Source organism: Pediococcus acidilactici (assembly GCF_016127815.1).
Classification (GTDB): Bacteria; Bacillota; Bacilli; order Lactobacillales; family Lactobacillaceae; genus Pediococcus; species Pediococcus acidilactici.
On sequence record NZ_CP066046.1, the window covers coordinates 830,160 to 842,808 of the forward strand.

Below are 12,649 nucleotides of genomic sequence, written 5' to 3' on the forward strand. Positions count from 1 at the left end.
TTTAACTCTAAAAATCACTTCAAATTAACTTATCCTTCAAGCACTTCTTTTTCTTTATTAGCCACAATTTCTTCGACCTTTTTGATGGCTTTATCCGTAATATCTTGAGCTTGTTTTTCTAAATCGTGGAATTCATCATCGTTGTAGTCACCGTTTTTATGAGCTTTTTTCAAAGCTTCCATAGCTTCCCGACGAACGTTTCGAATTGCCACTTTACCCTTTTCACCTTCAGCTTTAACGTCCTTGGCCAACTCTTTACGAGTTTCTTCCGTAAGTTGTGGGATTACTAAGCGAATTGCGCTTCCGTCGTTAGCAGGATTGATTCCCAAGTCAGCAACTAGTAAAGCTTGTTCAATGTCGTTTAAAACACTCTTATCGTACGGAGTAATTAACAACACCCGGGGTTCTGGAATACTAATGGAAGCCATTTGGTTTAAAGGTGTTGGTGCTCCATAGTAATCTACCGTAACCCGGTCTAATAGGGACGCGTTTGCACGGCCAGCCCGAATTGAACCTAAATCACGTTCTAAAGCTTGGTGTGCTTTATGCATTTTTTCTTCAGCTGTTTTAAGTATTTCGTTATTTGCCAATTTATTCTCCCCTTACTGTTGTTCCAATATTTTCACCAGCAACTACCTTTTTAATATTTCCTGGTTGGTTTAAATTAAAGACTACCAAAGGAATGTCATTTTCCATTGATAACGAACTTGCAGTTGTATCCATTACGTGCAAGCCCTTGTCGATAATATCCATATGAGTTAGGCTTTCGAATTTAACGGCATTTGGATCCACGTTAGGGTCTGCAGAGTAAATTCCATCAACCCCGTTCTTGGCCATTAAAATAGCCTCTGCACCAATTTCAGCCGCCCGTAGTGCGGAAGTTGTATCCGTTGAGAAGTATGGACTACCAGTTCCGGCCGCAAAAATTACGATACGATTCTTTTCTAGATGACGAACTGCTTTGCGTCGAATGTATGGTTCAGCAATTTGACGCATTTCGATTGATGTTTGTACGCGAGTAGGTACTCCCAAAGATTCTAAACTATCTTGCAATGCTAGAGCGTTCATCACGGTTCCCAACATTCCAATATAATCAGCTTGGACACGTTCCATCCCTAGTTCTTCACCAGTCTCGCCACGCCACATGTTTCCACCGCCGACGACAATTGCAATTTGCACTCCTAGGTCATGTACGTCCCGAAGTTCTTCAGCCACTTTTTGGATTACAGGCGGGTTAATTCCCGTTCCCTTTTCACCAGCTAACGCTTCACCGCTTAGCTTCATGATTACTCGCTTGTATTTAACTTCAGACATTTTACGGCCTCCTATGTTTTTTACCTTCAATAAATTTTATCACAAATGTGGTTCAGGGTCATTAAGTTCCTTTATAACCGTGGTACCAAATCTTTCCATTACCCATAAAAAAAATCACGGCGCCTATCGCAACCGTGATTTTTGCAAGATAATGATTTTTATTGGCCCATTTCCTTACGAACTTCTTCAGCAAAATCAACCGTTTGCTTTTCAATTCCTTCGCCGACTTCGTAACGGATGAATGACTTAACTTTTCCACCCTTAGAAGCAACGTACTTAGCAACTGTTTGGTCAGGATCCTTAACAAATTCTTGGTCATCCAAGCTAACTTCTGCTAAGAACTTGTTCAAGCGGCCTTCCACCATTTTTTCAATGATGTTAGCTGGCTTGCCTTCGCCTTCAGCTTCTTTAGTAAGTACTTCACGTTCGTGATCAAGCACATCGCTTGGTACTTCGTCACGGTTAACGTACTTAGGATTGATAGCAGCAACGTGCATAGCAACATCCTTAGCAGTTTCTTCGTCAGCACCTTCTAATAATACAAGAGCAGCAATCTTACCACCCATGTGTAGGTAAGCACCAAAATGTTCGTTTTCACTCTTTTCAAGAGTTGCAAAACGACGAAGAGAAATCTTTTCACCAATAACTTGAGTTGCTTCGATAATGTCATCGTTCAAAGTACCCTTTGGTGATTTCAACTTAAGCGCATCTTCAACACTAGCTGGTTTTTCAAGAGCAACTTGTGATGCAATTTCCTTAACAAGGTCGATAAAGCGGTCGTTTGAAGCAACGAAGTCAGTTTCTGAGTTAACTTCAACGATTGCCGCAGTGTTATCATGCATCTCAACATCTGCAAGACCTTCGGCAGCTACACGGTCGCTCTTCTTAGCTGCTTTAGCAATTCCTTTTTCACGAAGGAAATCAACAGCCTTGTCCATGTCACCATCACTGGCTACTAAAGCTTTTTTAGCATCCATCATTCCGACACCAATTTTGTCGCGCAATTCTTTTACTTGTTTAGCTGAAATACTTGCCATTTTTATGGCCTCCTTAGCATTTAATAATTAAATCTTAATTTTATGAAACCGTAAAAAAAGGCTGTGCTAAATCTCAGGCCATAAAGGTCTTAAATCGCAACAGCCTAAGTGAGAATTATTCTTCGTTGCTTCCTTCTTCAACCGTCTTCTTCAAGTCTTCAAGGGAGTCTTTGCTTACGCCTTCAGCAACTTCTTCTTGTTGAACAGCTTCATCATCTTCACCTTGACGACCTTCAACAACAGCATCAGCCATCTTAGAAGTAATCAAACGAACGGCACGGATAGCATCATCATTTGATGGAATAATTACGTCAACTTGATCTGGATCAGTATTGGTGTCGACCATAGCTACAACCGGAATATTCAATTTTTGAGCTTCCTTGATTGCAATTTGTTCCTTGCGAGGGTCAACAACAAACAATACATCTGGAATGTGTGGCATGTCTTCGATACCACCCAAGAATTTTTCAAGCTTGTCTTTTTGCTTGTTAAGAAGTGCTACTTCTTTCTTAGGTAGACGGTCAAAAGTACCATCTTCTTCCATCTTCTTAAGATCCTTCAAACGCTTGATCCGTTTTTGGATTGTGTTCCAGTTAGTAAGGGTTCCACCTAACCAACGATGGTTAACGTAGAATTGACCAGCACGTTTTGCTTCTTCTTCGATAGCAGTTTGTGCTTGTTTCTTAGTACCAACAAAAAGAACAACCCCATCATTTGCAGCAACGTCTTTAACAAAGTTGTAAGCATTGTCAATCAACTTAACGGTCTTTTGCAAATCAATGATGTAAATACCATTCCGTTCAGTAAAAATGAATGGCTTCATCTTAGGGTTCCAGCGACGGGTTTGGTGTCCGAAATGTACACCTGCTTCAAGCAATTGTTTCATCGAAATAACAGACATGTTATTTTCCTCCTAGTTTTTTCCTCCTTGGTTATCTACGGTCGCAGGACTTCGTAAGTCAACCTCACAAAGCACGCCTTTGACTTCCAACCAAGTGTGTTTTTGGCCTCATAAGCCGAGTACAATTTTACCTTACCTTAAAACTCATTTCAAGCAGAAAAATTACTCAAACTTAACTTCATTCTTTGAAGAATTCTTTTCAATTAAGTCCCGGTTGTTGTCTAAGGCGATTTGAACCATGTTTTTAACCGCTGGGCGGGTGTAGAAGGCAGCGTGTGGCGTAATCATTACGTTACGGCGACTCATCAAATCGTTAAAGACTGGGTCATCAATTGGTTGATCACCATGATCGACATCAAAAATGCCGACTTCGTTTTCGTAAGTATCTAGCGCAGCTCCAGCAACTTTACCGCTATCTAACGCCTTTAAAAGTGCAGGTGTATCAACTAAAGTCCCCCGCGCGAAGTTTAGGATGAAAGTTCCATCTTGCATTTGACCAAAGGCCTTTTCATCCAACATGTGGTAATTATCCTTTAGTGCTGGAACGTGTAAAGTAATCACGTTAGCTTGTTGGTAAAGCTCTTCTAAAGTATCTACATACATGCCTTCCTTTTCTAATGCAGGATTACGGAAAACATCGTATGCAATTACCTTTGCGCCAAATCCTTTAAAAATGTCAATTGCAGCACGGCCAATCCGTCCGGTACCAATTACCCCAACGGTCATTTGATTAAGTTCCAAACCGATGTCTGGTTCCCAACGATAATCGCCATGAGCCATTTTGTATTCAAATTCAGGAATCTTACGGAGTAATGCTAACAGTTGGGTGACTGACAATTCAGCAATTGCTCTTGGGGAATATGCTGGTACGTTCGAAATTTTGATATCATTTTTCTTGAGTGCATCTGCGGGTACGTTATCAACTCCGACGTTACGCAGCGAGAAGGCATGAATCCCAAATTCGTGCATCTTATCAAATAAATCAGCGGTGTAAGGCTTTTGTTGGTAAGCAACTACCCCATCGTAATCCTTTGCCAAATCAATGTTACTAGAATCTAACAAATCGGGGACCGCTTTAACCTCGATATGGTTCTTCGTTACCCATTCGTCTAAATATGGTTTTTCATCGTCACGAATTCCATAAGCAATAATCTTCATTGTAATATTACCCCTTTCTTTTTTAATCAATATAAATGTACCACTAATGTGAGAAAGTAGTTACTATTACCCCATTATTTTTTAAATATTTAAGTTTCTCTTTGCGGCTTTGTTTTTTAAAAAAATATTCTGCACTCATTGCATCATGCTGGTTTTCAAAGCTTTCATAATAAAGCAGCTGAACCGGACGACGTTTAGGAACCCGGGTATATTTAGCGCCTTGACCAGAGTTATGCCGGGCAACCCGTTGTTTTAAATTAACCGTGTAGCCTGTGTACAACGTCTGATCCGCACACCAGAGCACGTAGAAGTAAAAACCGTTTTCACTTGGTGCTTCCATATAACATTTCCTTTACCGTTGGTGAATATTCAAGCCCGTCATAAGTAATGATTGGCGGTAAAATTCTAACTCCATTAGGCCTGCCATCCTTGATTGCTTCGATCAAAACCATGTTGGCTTCGTCGCCCTCATGCGAGTGAACAAATTGAATCCGTTTAGGAGCAAGTCGATTTTGGGTAAAGTCATTAATAATTTCCGGTAACCGGTCGGGACGATGCACCATGAATAGTTTTCCATTCATTTTCAACATTTTTTGACTAGTTTCCAAAATTTCATTGAGGGAAGTCGTTATTTCATGCCGGGCAATTGCCAAAAACTGGTTAGGATTTTTTTTACTATCCGGATGGTTTGGAAAATACGGCGGGTTGCAAACAATGCTATCAACGCTGTCAGTTTTAATTGTTCCTAATGAGTTTGCAAGCGGGAGGTTCAACACGCGGTAGCGTTCTTTGAGGTCGTTAAGTAAAATACTTCGCTCGGCCATCTCCGCTAAACGTGACTGAATTTCTACCATTGTCACATGCCCATTGGTTTTTTTAGATAAAAAAAGTCCTACCGCTCCGTTTCCTGCACAAAGGTCAACAATTTGTGCCTTGGAACTTTGCTTTACTTCCGCGAAATTAGCTAACAATACCGCATCTAGTGAAAATGAAAAAACGCTAGGACTTTGAATAATTTGAATATTATCGCGATAAAGCTGATCAATTCGTTCGTCAGCATTTAACTTAACTTCCATTTAAAACTCCTTTTCAATCCCATTACTTCATAATATAATCAAATTAATATCAAATTGAAAGCAAAGGTTATTCTATATGTTGTATACATTTATTAAACATCTAGTTTCGGGACTTCTAACGCTGATTAACGGGCGCCCGCAATTCCATCACAAAGATCGGTTGCCAAGCGGTTCGTACGTGTTAGTTGCACCACACCGAACGTGGCTAGACCCAGTTTTATACGCATTAGCAGCTTACCCAAAGCGTTTTTCTTTTATGGCGAAAAAGGAACTGTTTCAAAATCGGTTTTTAAAATGGTTAATCACCAAGCTCAACGCTTTTCCAGTTGATCGTCAGAATCCTGGCCCATCGGCAATCAAAGTGCCCGTCAAAATTTTAAAAAAGGGTGAACTCTCAACCATTATTTTTCCATCTGGCACGCGCCATTCCCAAGAATTAAAAAACGGTGCGTTCGTGATTGCCAAGCTAGCTAACGTTCCCATTGTTCCCGCTGTTTATCAGGGACCACTTTCGTTTAAAGCTCTATTTAGCCGGCGAAAAGTCCAAATTAATTTTGGTGAGCCAATCGTAATTGACCGAAAAACTCGGATGAACGACGAAAACTTAGCCCAATTGGAAAAAGACTTAAACGCGGCATTTGCTGCTTTAGACCGCGAATTAGATCCAACGTTCCAATATGTTGACATGGCCGAGCCTTCCCATACAAAAAAAGCGTCCAAATAACGGACGCTTTTTTATTTTTTCGATTGATTCTTCATTGCGGTCATCATTTGATGAAGCTTTTTTTGTGATGGCTTTTGCCCCATCTGAAGCATCATTGTTCTAAGCATGTCTTCGTTAATTGGCGGGTTATTCTTTAAGTAGTTTTCCATGTAACGACGTGCAAAGAAAAATCCACCGATTGCTCCAACAAGAACGGCGATAATTACAATCATAATCCAAATTCCAGTTGACATTGTCAATCCTCCTCGTGAACAGTCTGCCTTTTCATTTTACACAAAAACAAGTAAAAACAAAAGCCCCGTTTAATCGTCACGTAAGCCTTTTTTCCGTTGAACTTTCTTTACCTTTTCGGGGGTGACTTCCTTACCATCTTTATCAAAAATCTTCATCATTTCAATTTGGCTCCGAAAACTTTCTCTAAATCGTTTTAAATATTTTTGCCGCAATTCCTTACGTTCGATAGTTTCAAGCTCACTTAAGCCTTCTTCTTTTGCTTTTTTTGCTAATTCATTAATCCGTTTAATTAGCTTTTGCATTTCTTGATCTGCCATTACTATTACTCCCCTTTATTTATTTCGTTTAGTAAAATGCGAACATCTGTTTGAGAAGTTCACCTGTCTATGTTAAAATTATATCAAATATTCGTGGGGTGAAAAAATGATAAAGAATTTGAGTACTAAGCAACTTAACGTTCTTGAGTATATCTATCAAACGGTCCAAACGCAAGGTTATCCGCCTACCGTTCGAGAAATTGGTAAGGCAATTGGTTTATCTTCGACATCAACGGTACATGGGCATATCGATCGCCTACAAAAAAATGGGTACTTAGAAAAAGATCCTACTAAGCCTCGAGCATTAGAAATTACGGCTCAAGGCTTAGAAGCGCTTGGTATTCAAGAAAATGGCGAGCAAATCCCAGTTTTAGGGGTAGTTACCGCTGGGGAACCCATCCTAGCCGTTGAAGAAGCTACCGACTTTTTCCCCGTTCCACCAGAATTTAAAAATGAAAGCAGCGATCTTTTCATGTTGACCATTCGAGGGGAAAGTATGATCAATGCCGGCATTTTATCGGGCGATCAAGTCATCGTTCGAAAACAATCAACCGCCGATAATGGCGAAATCGTAATTGCGATGACTGACGAAAACGAAGCAACCTGCAAACGGTTCTTTAAAGAAACCGACCACATCCGCTTGCAACCCGAAAATGATACCATGAGCCCAATTATTTTGGACAACGTCACCATTTTGGGCAAAGTGGTGGGACTTTTTAGAAGCGATATATACTAAAATTAATAGTTATCTATTGATTTCTACGCCTATACCCGTCATACTAATGGTCAAGGCAATGAATCATTTCGGAGGACATTATGTTATATGTTTTAGTTTTAGCATCAATCGCGTTAATACTTAGTCTCTTTAAGCTACATTCTTCAATTCGTAGCCGTGAGTCCATTTTTGGAGCAATTATTCTTTTTATAATTCCCCTAGCCCTAGTCATTTTTTCGGGAAACCAGGTTATTCATGAAAAACCGTCTACAGCTGCTAGCACAGCTAGTTCACATTTGGCTGCTAAAAAAAGTAAGGAAGCCTCAATTAAAGACGACAAATTTGAAAAAATGAACAGTGATAGTCAGGCAGCGTCACAACAGGCTGCTAAAGAAAGAAACATTACTGCTAGTCTTAAGAAAAATTTGAAGTCATTAGGCGACCTCACCTTTAACGCAGATCAAAAAGTATTCGTGGTTACCCCAACTGATGCGAATAGCAAAAAAGCTTTCAGTGCTTGGGTAAAAGATCCCCGAACAATTGATAAAGATAGCTACGCAGGGCTAAAGAAACAATTTACTGGACTTTCAAAATCCTTAAAGAAGGAGTTAGGTGCTGGATATACGGTAAAACTTTTACAACCCGATAGTAACCGAGCTTTGTTAGTCGTTAAAGATGGCAAGATAGTTGAAGACGCGCTTGCATCATAAAGTAAATTTCAAACTTATTAATAAAGGAGACTTCCTGGAAATGGAAGTCTCCTTTATTATTTTCAAAAATAGCACCATCCAATTAGTAATCAAGCTCAAAATCAATCTTTGCGTTCTACGTATTGTCGTTGCTGATCTTTTTGTCCCTTTAACACAAAATGGGCAGGATCATTTTGATAGTCCGTTACAAAATCTGATGGTTGCGCCGCCATGAAACTACGATAAATTTCCTCGTATTCAGTTACGCTAACTGGCTTACGTTGCCGTAACTGCTCAGAAACGCTTGTGTCTAACATTCTCTCATAGCCTTGCACCACTTCACCAGTATAAAACTCTCCTTCTGCTCCTGAACCATAACTAAAGAGACCAATTTGATCCCCTTCACGTAATGAACGTGCCTGTAATAGCGACAATAAACTGAGGTATAACGATCCAGTATATAAATTACCAACTTCGCGATTTAACTGGCGACTGTCTTCAAAACGAGCTAATAGTCCTTCGGCAATTTGATCATCAGGTGCTTCTTCCAGCACGCTTCGAAGAGCTTTTAATCCCATTTTCGTGTACGGCAAATGGAAAATCAACGCTGCAAAGTCGTTAAGTCCTTGCCCAGTTTTGGCTGAGTACTGTTGAAAAGTACTTTGGAAGAAGTCAATAAATTCTTGGGATGAGTAGTGACCATCTACCAACGCTTCACTACGATAAAGCGGGCGCCAAAAATCCATAATGTCTTTTGTCAAATGCGCACTTTCGAGGTTAATCTTTAAGATACGCGGATTAGCACTCATAATCATGGCCACTGCTCCCCCGCCTTGGGTTGGTTCACCAGCCGTCTTAATTCCGTAACGGGCAATATCGGCACCGACGAGTAAAACCCTGCTTTGTGGATGCAGGGCAATATGTCCCATCGCCAACTGAATTCCTGCAGTAAGTCCAAAACAAGCTTGCTTAAGCTCTACCCCGCTTGCCTGTGCGTTAATCCCCAATAGCGACTGTAAGTAAACCGCCGCAGATTTCGAATTATCCACTCCCGACTCAGTTCCAAACAAAATCAAATCAATTGATTGCCGCTCTTTTTCATCGAGAATTTGCCAAGCCGCATTGGCTGCCAAGGTGACTGCATCTTGTGAATTCCGGATGACCGCTTGTTTAGACTGTCCAATGCCAATTAAATACTTATTCGGATCTTCATTGCGCGCCTTTGCCAAATCTTCCATTGGTAGATAAAGGTCGCTAGTAAAAAAACTGATCTTATCAATTCCGATATTCAAAATTAGTGCCTCCCAATTTTTACGTTGAACCAATTCAAGTAATTCTAGCAAAAGCGACGGGCTTTATCAAAAACACTTAAAAAAGCTAAAGAAAAATTAATTTTTCATCATTTTCAGATGTTCAACCATGGTCTGACCATTTATATTTCTGAACGTCCGCACTTTCCATTCCGAATTGCCATAAACGTTGATATTTCTTAATACGTGCCACGTCTACATCACTAATCATCACTTTCTTATGGTCCTATACCTCATCTAGTACTGGCAACACATTCATTCTTTACAACACCGCCCTTGTCTTTGAGATTAAGTTTTCTGGCATTCAGTCCGCCTCTATTCATATCGGCTGGTAAAGTAATTAGCCGCATGTCTAGCTTCATCCATTGCATGGTTATTTATATCAACTGGCTTACCAGTGTTTTCATCACGAACATACATCCCTAATTCCTTAATAAAGTGGTAATGACTATACAAATCACTGTTTGGTTCTACTAGACGAAACTGCTGATTAGTCATTAAATTCTGTAGTCGTTCAATCCCTACTTCAATTCCTCGTACGGAACCAACCTTTTCATTACCATTGTTATTGGCGGAACTACTCATGATGCCTAGCCTCTCAGGTTCAGCCCGCAATGTTTTAGCCGCTGGATCAATTACGATATCAGAATAATATAGTTGGTATTTCTGGTGACACCAGTTAATAAACTGGCGTAATTCTTCCGCATACGTCGACATTGCTTTAGTCTCACCGGTTTCAGTACCCGAGTGGTAATAGTTAGCTACCCGATTCAATACGAATCGTGCACCATCACCATCAACCACGCGAGTGACAATGTTGCAGCTTAGAGTGGTGGCATCATTTTGTCCTGCATCACCAGCAAAGAACATCTCAACTGGTTTGCCAACTAGTGCTTGGTTGGTCATATCCTTATCATCAAACATTGAGTAAATAACGCCTTGTGGCATTACTCGGAGCCCAAGCCAGTCGCGTTTGTAACGATATGGATTTCGTTTTAGTTGTTCTTCCATTTCCTTCAAGCGTTGTTTTGACATGACGGGGTTATCACTCATTGTCCAATGCAACCAGTGAGCGCCGTATTCTTTAAACGTTTCGATGATTGGGTCATGCGGCGCCGGCGGGTTTAAGTCGGCTAAATGATAGCGAATCTTAGCCGCTGCTGTCCGTCTAAACGATTCGTCGATAAATTCTTTGTCCAGAAGATTCATTTCTGAATAAGCCACCGAGCCAAGCGACAAGCCTCGAATTGAATTGGCACTGTTCGACTTTCCACCACCCTTGAAGTAAACCTTTTTCTTCCCGGAAGGCAAATCAATTTCTAAATGGTCACCACCGCGGTCACGTCGTAAATGTGAAACGCCATCAAAGATGTAAGCAAGGCCTTGCCCATCGCCTTCGATAAACAGTTTGTAAGCTAATTCTTGGTTATAAGCGCTCACCAGATGAGTTTCGTTAGGTGAAACCAAATAAAAAAGGGCTAAACGCGCATCATCAGCAGCTGTCTTACCAGCACGGATTGAACCCTCATTGACATCAAACAGATGATCAAATGGGGAAAAGATAAAACTAGCTTGTTTGGGTGAGTAATTAATTTCCTTGATAAACGTCTTCATTCTTTATCCTCCTCTTCTTTATTGACCAATTGTTGTGCTTGTTTAGCCATTGCTAACAAGATTGGATTATCCTCACCTTTCCCTTGCAACTCGTCTGCTTTAATCTTGGCAACATCTGCCTCAGCTTGAGCACGGCGTCCTTCATCACTGATATGCAACAAGTTAGTAATGCGGTCGAGTGAGTTCAGCATGGCGTCTGAGTTAGCCTTCTTAATGCCTTGCAAGAAAATGTCTGCCTTAGCTTCATCATAAACAAACGTTAATGAATCAACAACACTGTCCAACGACCATTCATGTTTAGCGGCCACTTCCTGCTGAATCTTAACAATTCTTGCATTTATTCCCTAACCTAGAAGCTGACGACATGATTGACTCAAGTGGCTTATTCTTTAAGTCAAAAGCAACCATATAAGCGCGATATAAAGGCAATCGCTGGCCACCAACCAACTGACAGAAGAGCTCTTGTGATGGTGTTAATTCATCATCTGCACTCTCATTTTTGTGTGCACTTTTTTCAGACAGGGGTGTCCTCTTTTTGGGACCACGTTGCCAGTTATACCGTTTCTTCCATGATTTGACTGTGTTGATAGACACATTGTACTTAGAGGCTATATCTTTATACTTCATACCCATCATATAATCCTTTTCAGCCTGTTCTTGCTTAGCCATTACATATCACCACGTCTCCTTTGAAATAACAAAAAAGAAGCAACTCATAAAGTCACTTCTCAAAAAAGTATTTTCTATTAATATTTTTTGCACCAACTAATGCTATAGTTTTTACATTTAAAATTTCTCTTGGTACTAGAAACGTTTGTTCTATTTTAGAACCATCCATCCTTGTAAAATTTAATGTAATATAAATCTGTATACTATTAATTTTTTTGTGTTCGTCACTTACTTCTGTAAAATTCAATCCATCTACATTTGAATGTAGAAAATCTAAAATTTCCACCCAACATATATTTCCCAATATAATAGTTGTATTAGGCCTTATTACTATTCCCCTTAAACCAATAACACTTTCACCAATCTCACTATTATTAAAAAATCGATCTATTTTTGGATAATCTTCATTATTATCATAGTAAAATTTTTTTCTAAACAAAATTTTTTCTTTTTTAGCTACTAATTCCACAGAATATAAATCTATAGTGTCAGGAACTTCACTTTTATTGGTAATATACAAATAAGTTACTGTTTCTTCATTAACGATAAAAACACCATCATTTTCCTTAAGATAGTTTTTATCATATCTTTTTATTTCAGAAAATTTTGCTGATGGTTTTCTAATTGCCAAATACAGAGATACTACAACTGCCCCTACTGTTCCAATTCCGCTTAGCCAGTCCGCAAAAGAATCTAAAGATTTATCAGCTGAAAACAATAATAAAATGGAACACACGATAAATGAAATTAATGTAGCCACTAAATAAACAAACCAATATTCTTTGAAATGCTTACAAGCGTTCAAAACAATGTCTTTGATGTTCATCGCTCCCCTATTAAGAGTGATTATACCAAAAATAACGGCTAGCTTTGTTATCAATTCCAATCAAT

The 12,649-nt window shown here is 39.7% G+C and carries 17 protein-coding genes; 3 read left to right on the forward strand and 14 right to left on the reverse strand.

What is annotated here, in order from left to right:
• Window positions 1-29: 29 nt before the first annotated feature.
• The 7 genes from frr to I6H64_RS04075 form a co-directional block, all read right to left on the reverse strand.
• Complete coding sequence (gene frr / locus I6H64_RS04045; RefSeq protein WP_002831540.1) at window positions 30-590, reverse strand: ribosome recycling factor; 561 nt, start codon at window positions 588-590, stop codon at window positions 30-32.
• Window position 591: 1 nt separating this feature from the next.
• On the reverse strand, window positions 592-1,314 hold the full coding sequence (gene pyrH / locus I6H64_RS04050) for a UMP kinase (RefSeq protein WP_002831538.1): 723 nt from the start codon (window positions 1,312-1,314) through the stop codon (window positions 592-594).
• A 158-nt stretch (window positions 1,315-1,472) separates the two neighbouring features.
• Window positions 1,473-2,351: a translation elongation factor Ts gene (gene tsf, locus I6H64_RS04055; protein ID WP_002831536.1), complete on the reverse strand. Its 879-nt coding sequence runs from the start codon at window positions 2,349-2,351 to the stop codon at window positions 1,473-1,475.
• A gap of 115 nt (window positions 2,352-2,466) precedes the next feature.
• Window positions 2,467-3,252: a 30S ribosomal protein S2 gene (rpsB, locus tag I6H64_RS04060; RefSeq protein WP_002831534.1), complete on the reverse strand. Its 786-nt coding sequence runs from the start codon at window positions 3,250-3,252 to the stop codon at window positions 2,467-2,469.
• Window positions 3,253-3,414: 162 nt separating this feature from the next.
• Window positions 3,415-4,410, reverse strand: coding sequence for a D-2-hydroxyacid dehydrogenase (locus tag I6H64_RS04065; RefSeq protein WP_005916747.1), 996 nt, complete (start codon window positions 4,408-4,410; stop codon window positions 3,415-3,417).
• Window positions 4,411-4,453: 43 nt separating this feature from the next.
• The gene (locus I6H64_RS04070; protein WP_002831531.1) at window positions 4,454-4,750 is read right to left on the reverse strand and encodes a GIY-YIG nuclease family protein; all 297 of its coding nucleotides are present in this window, start codon (window positions 4,748-4,750) and stop codon (window positions 4,454-4,456) included.
• On the reverse strand, window positions 4,734-5,486 hold the full coding sequence (locus I6H64_RS04075) for a tRNA1(Val) (adenine(37)-N6)-methyltransferase (protein ID WP_008840879.1): 753 nt from the start codon (window positions 5,484-5,486) through the stop codon (window positions 4,734-4,736). The genes I6H64_RS04070 and I6H64_RS04075 overlap by 17 nt, the downstream gene beginning before the upstream one ends.
• A gap of 76 nt (window positions 5,487-5,562) precedes the next feature.
• On the opposite strand from I6H64_RS04075, the gene I6H64_RS04080 reads away from it, so the two are divergent.
• Window positions 5,563-6,210 (forward strand): lysophospholipid acyltransferase family protein, encoded by a 648-nt coding sequence (locus tag I6H64_RS04080; protein WP_002831527.1) that lies wholly within the window; start codon window positions 5,563-5,565, stop codon window positions 6,208-6,210.
• Between the two features lie 11 nt (window positions 6,211-6,221).
• On the opposite strand, the gene I6H64_RS04085 is transcribed toward I6H64_RS04080, so the two are convergent.
• Both I6H64_RS04085 and I6H64_RS04090 read right to left on the reverse strand, forming a co-directional pair.
• Window positions 6,222-6,443 (reverse strand): YneF family protein, encoded by a 222-nt coding sequence (locus I6H64_RS04085; protein ID WP_002831526.1) that lies wholly within the window; start codon window positions 6,441-6,443, stop codon window positions 6,222-6,224.
• Between the two features lie 69 nt (window positions 6,444-6,512).
• Entirely contained in the window at window positions 6,513-6,761 is a 249-nt protein-coding gene (locus I6H64_RS04090; protein WP_008840877.1) for a DUF896 domain-containing protein, read from the reverse strand.
• A 106-nt stretch (window positions 6,762-6,867) separates the two neighbouring features.
• Here I6H64_RS04090 and lexA point away from each other — a divergent pair, with 106 nt between their 5' ends.
• Together lexA and I6H64_RS04100 are read left to right on the forward strand one after the other, a co-directional pair.
• Entirely contained in the window at window positions 6,868-7,497 is a 630-nt protein-coding gene (lexA, locus tag I6H64_RS04095; protein ID WP_002831524.1) for a transcriptional repressor LexA, read from the forward strand.
• Between the two features lie 80 nt (window positions 7,498-7,577).
• Window positions 7,578-8,186 (forward strand): hypothetical protein, encoded by a 609-nt coding sequence (locus I6H64_RS04100; protein ID WP_008840876.1) that lies wholly within the window; start codon window positions 7,578-7,580, stop codon window positions 8,184-8,186.
• Window positions 8,187-8,287: 101 nt separating this feature from the next.
• On the opposite strand, the gene I6H64_RS04105 is transcribed toward I6H64_RS04100, so the two are convergent.
• The 5 genes from I6H64_RS04105 to I6H64_RS04120 all read right to left on the reverse strand — a co-directional run bounded on the left by I6H64_RS04105 (window position 8,288) and on the right by I6H64_RS04120 (window position 12,584).
• Complete coding sequence (locus tag I6H64_RS04105; RefSeq protein ID WP_036685030.1) at window positions 8,288-9,457, reverse strand: hydroxymethylglutaryl-CoA synthase; 1,170 nt, start codon at window positions 9,455-9,457, stop codon at window positions 8,288-8,290.
• 333 nt (window positions 9,458-9,790) lie between these two features.
• A complete protein-coding gene (locus tag I6H64_RS04110; RefSeq protein ID WP_008840874.1) occupies window positions 9,791-11,089 on the reverse strand; it encodes a PBSX family phage terminase large subunit in 1,299 nt (432 codons plus the stop codon).
• Entirely contained in the window at window positions 11,086-11,397 is a 312-nt protein-coding gene (locus tag I6H64_RS10105) for a hypothetical protein (RefSeq protein ID WP_008840873.1), read from the reverse strand. The genes I6H64_RS04110 and I6H64_RS10105 overlap by 4 nt, the downstream gene beginning before the upstream one ends.
• A 13-nt stretch (window positions 11,398-11,410) precedes the next feature.
• The gene (locus I6H64_RS10110; RefSeq protein ID WP_052017554.1) at window positions 11,411-11,758 is read right to left on the reverse strand and encodes a helix-turn-helix domain-containing protein; all 348 of its coding nucleotides are present in this window, start codon (window positions 11,756-11,758) and stop codon (window positions 11,411-11,413) included.
• A gap of 52 nt (window positions 11,759-11,810) precedes the next feature.
• Entirely contained in the window at window positions 11,811-12,584 is a 774-nt protein-coding gene (locus tag I6H64_RS04120) for a DUF805 domain-containing protein (protein ID WP_144235475.1), read from the reverse strand.
• Between the last annotated feature and the right edge of the window lie 65 nt (window positions 12,585-12,649).

Bases quoted from the DNA above. Each gene is read 5' to 3' on its own strand.
- pyrH (WP_002831538.1), bottom strand. From the start codon at position 1,314: ATGTCTGAAGTTAAATACAAGCGAGTAATCATGAAGCTAAGCGGTGAA.
- tsf (WP_002831536.1), bottom strand. From the start codon at position 2,351: ATGGCAAGTATTTCAGCTAAACAAGTAAAAGAATTGCGCGACAAAATT.
- rpsB (WP_002831534.1), bottom strand. From the start codon at position 3,252: ATGTCTGTTATTTCGATGAAACAATTGCTTGAAGCAGGTGTACATTTC.
- I6H64_RS04065 (WP_005916747.1), bottom strand. From the start codon at position 4,410: ATGAAGATTATTGCTTATGGAATTCGTGACGATGAAAAACCATATTTA.
- I6H64_RS04070 (WP_002831531.1), bottom strand. From the start codon at position 4,750: ATGGAAGCACCAAGTGAAAACGGTTTTTACTTCTACGTGCTCTGGTGT.
- I6H64_RS04075 (WP_008840879.1), bottom strand. From the start codon at position 5,486: ATGGAAGTTAAGTTAAATGCTGACGAACGAATTGATCAGCTTTATCGC.
- I6H64_RS04080 (WP_002831527.1), top strand. From the start codon at position 5,563: ATGTTGTATACATTTATTAAACATCTAGTTTCGGGACTTCTAACGCTG.
- I6H64_RS04085 (WP_002831526.1), bottom strand. From the start codon at position 6,443: ATGTCAACTGGAATTTGGATTATGATTGTAATTATCGCCGTTCTTGTT.
- I6H64_RS04090 (WP_008840877.1), bottom strand. From the start codon at position 6,761: ATGGCAGATCAAGAAATGCAAAAGCTAATTAAACGGATTAATGAATTA.
- lexA (WP_002831524.1), top strand. From the start codon at position 6,868: ATGATAAAGAATTTGAGTACTAAGCAACTTAACGTTCTTGAGTATATC.
- I6H64_RS04100 (WP_008840876.1), top strand. From the start codon at position 7,578: ATGTTATATGTTTTAGTTTTAGCATCAATCGCGTTAATACTTAGTCTC.
- I6H64_RS04110 (WP_008840874.1), bottom strand. From the start codon at position 11,089: ATGAAGACGTTTATCAAGGAAATTAATTACTCACCCAAACAAGCTAGT.
- I6H64_RS10110 (WP_052017554.1), bottom strand. From the start codon at position 11,758: ATGGCTAAGCAAGAACAGGCTGAAAAGGATTATATGATGGGTATGAAG.
- I6H64_RS04120 (WP_144235475.1), bottom strand. From the start codon at position 12,584: ATGAACATCAAAGACATTGTTTTGAACGCTTGTAAGCATTTCAAAGAA.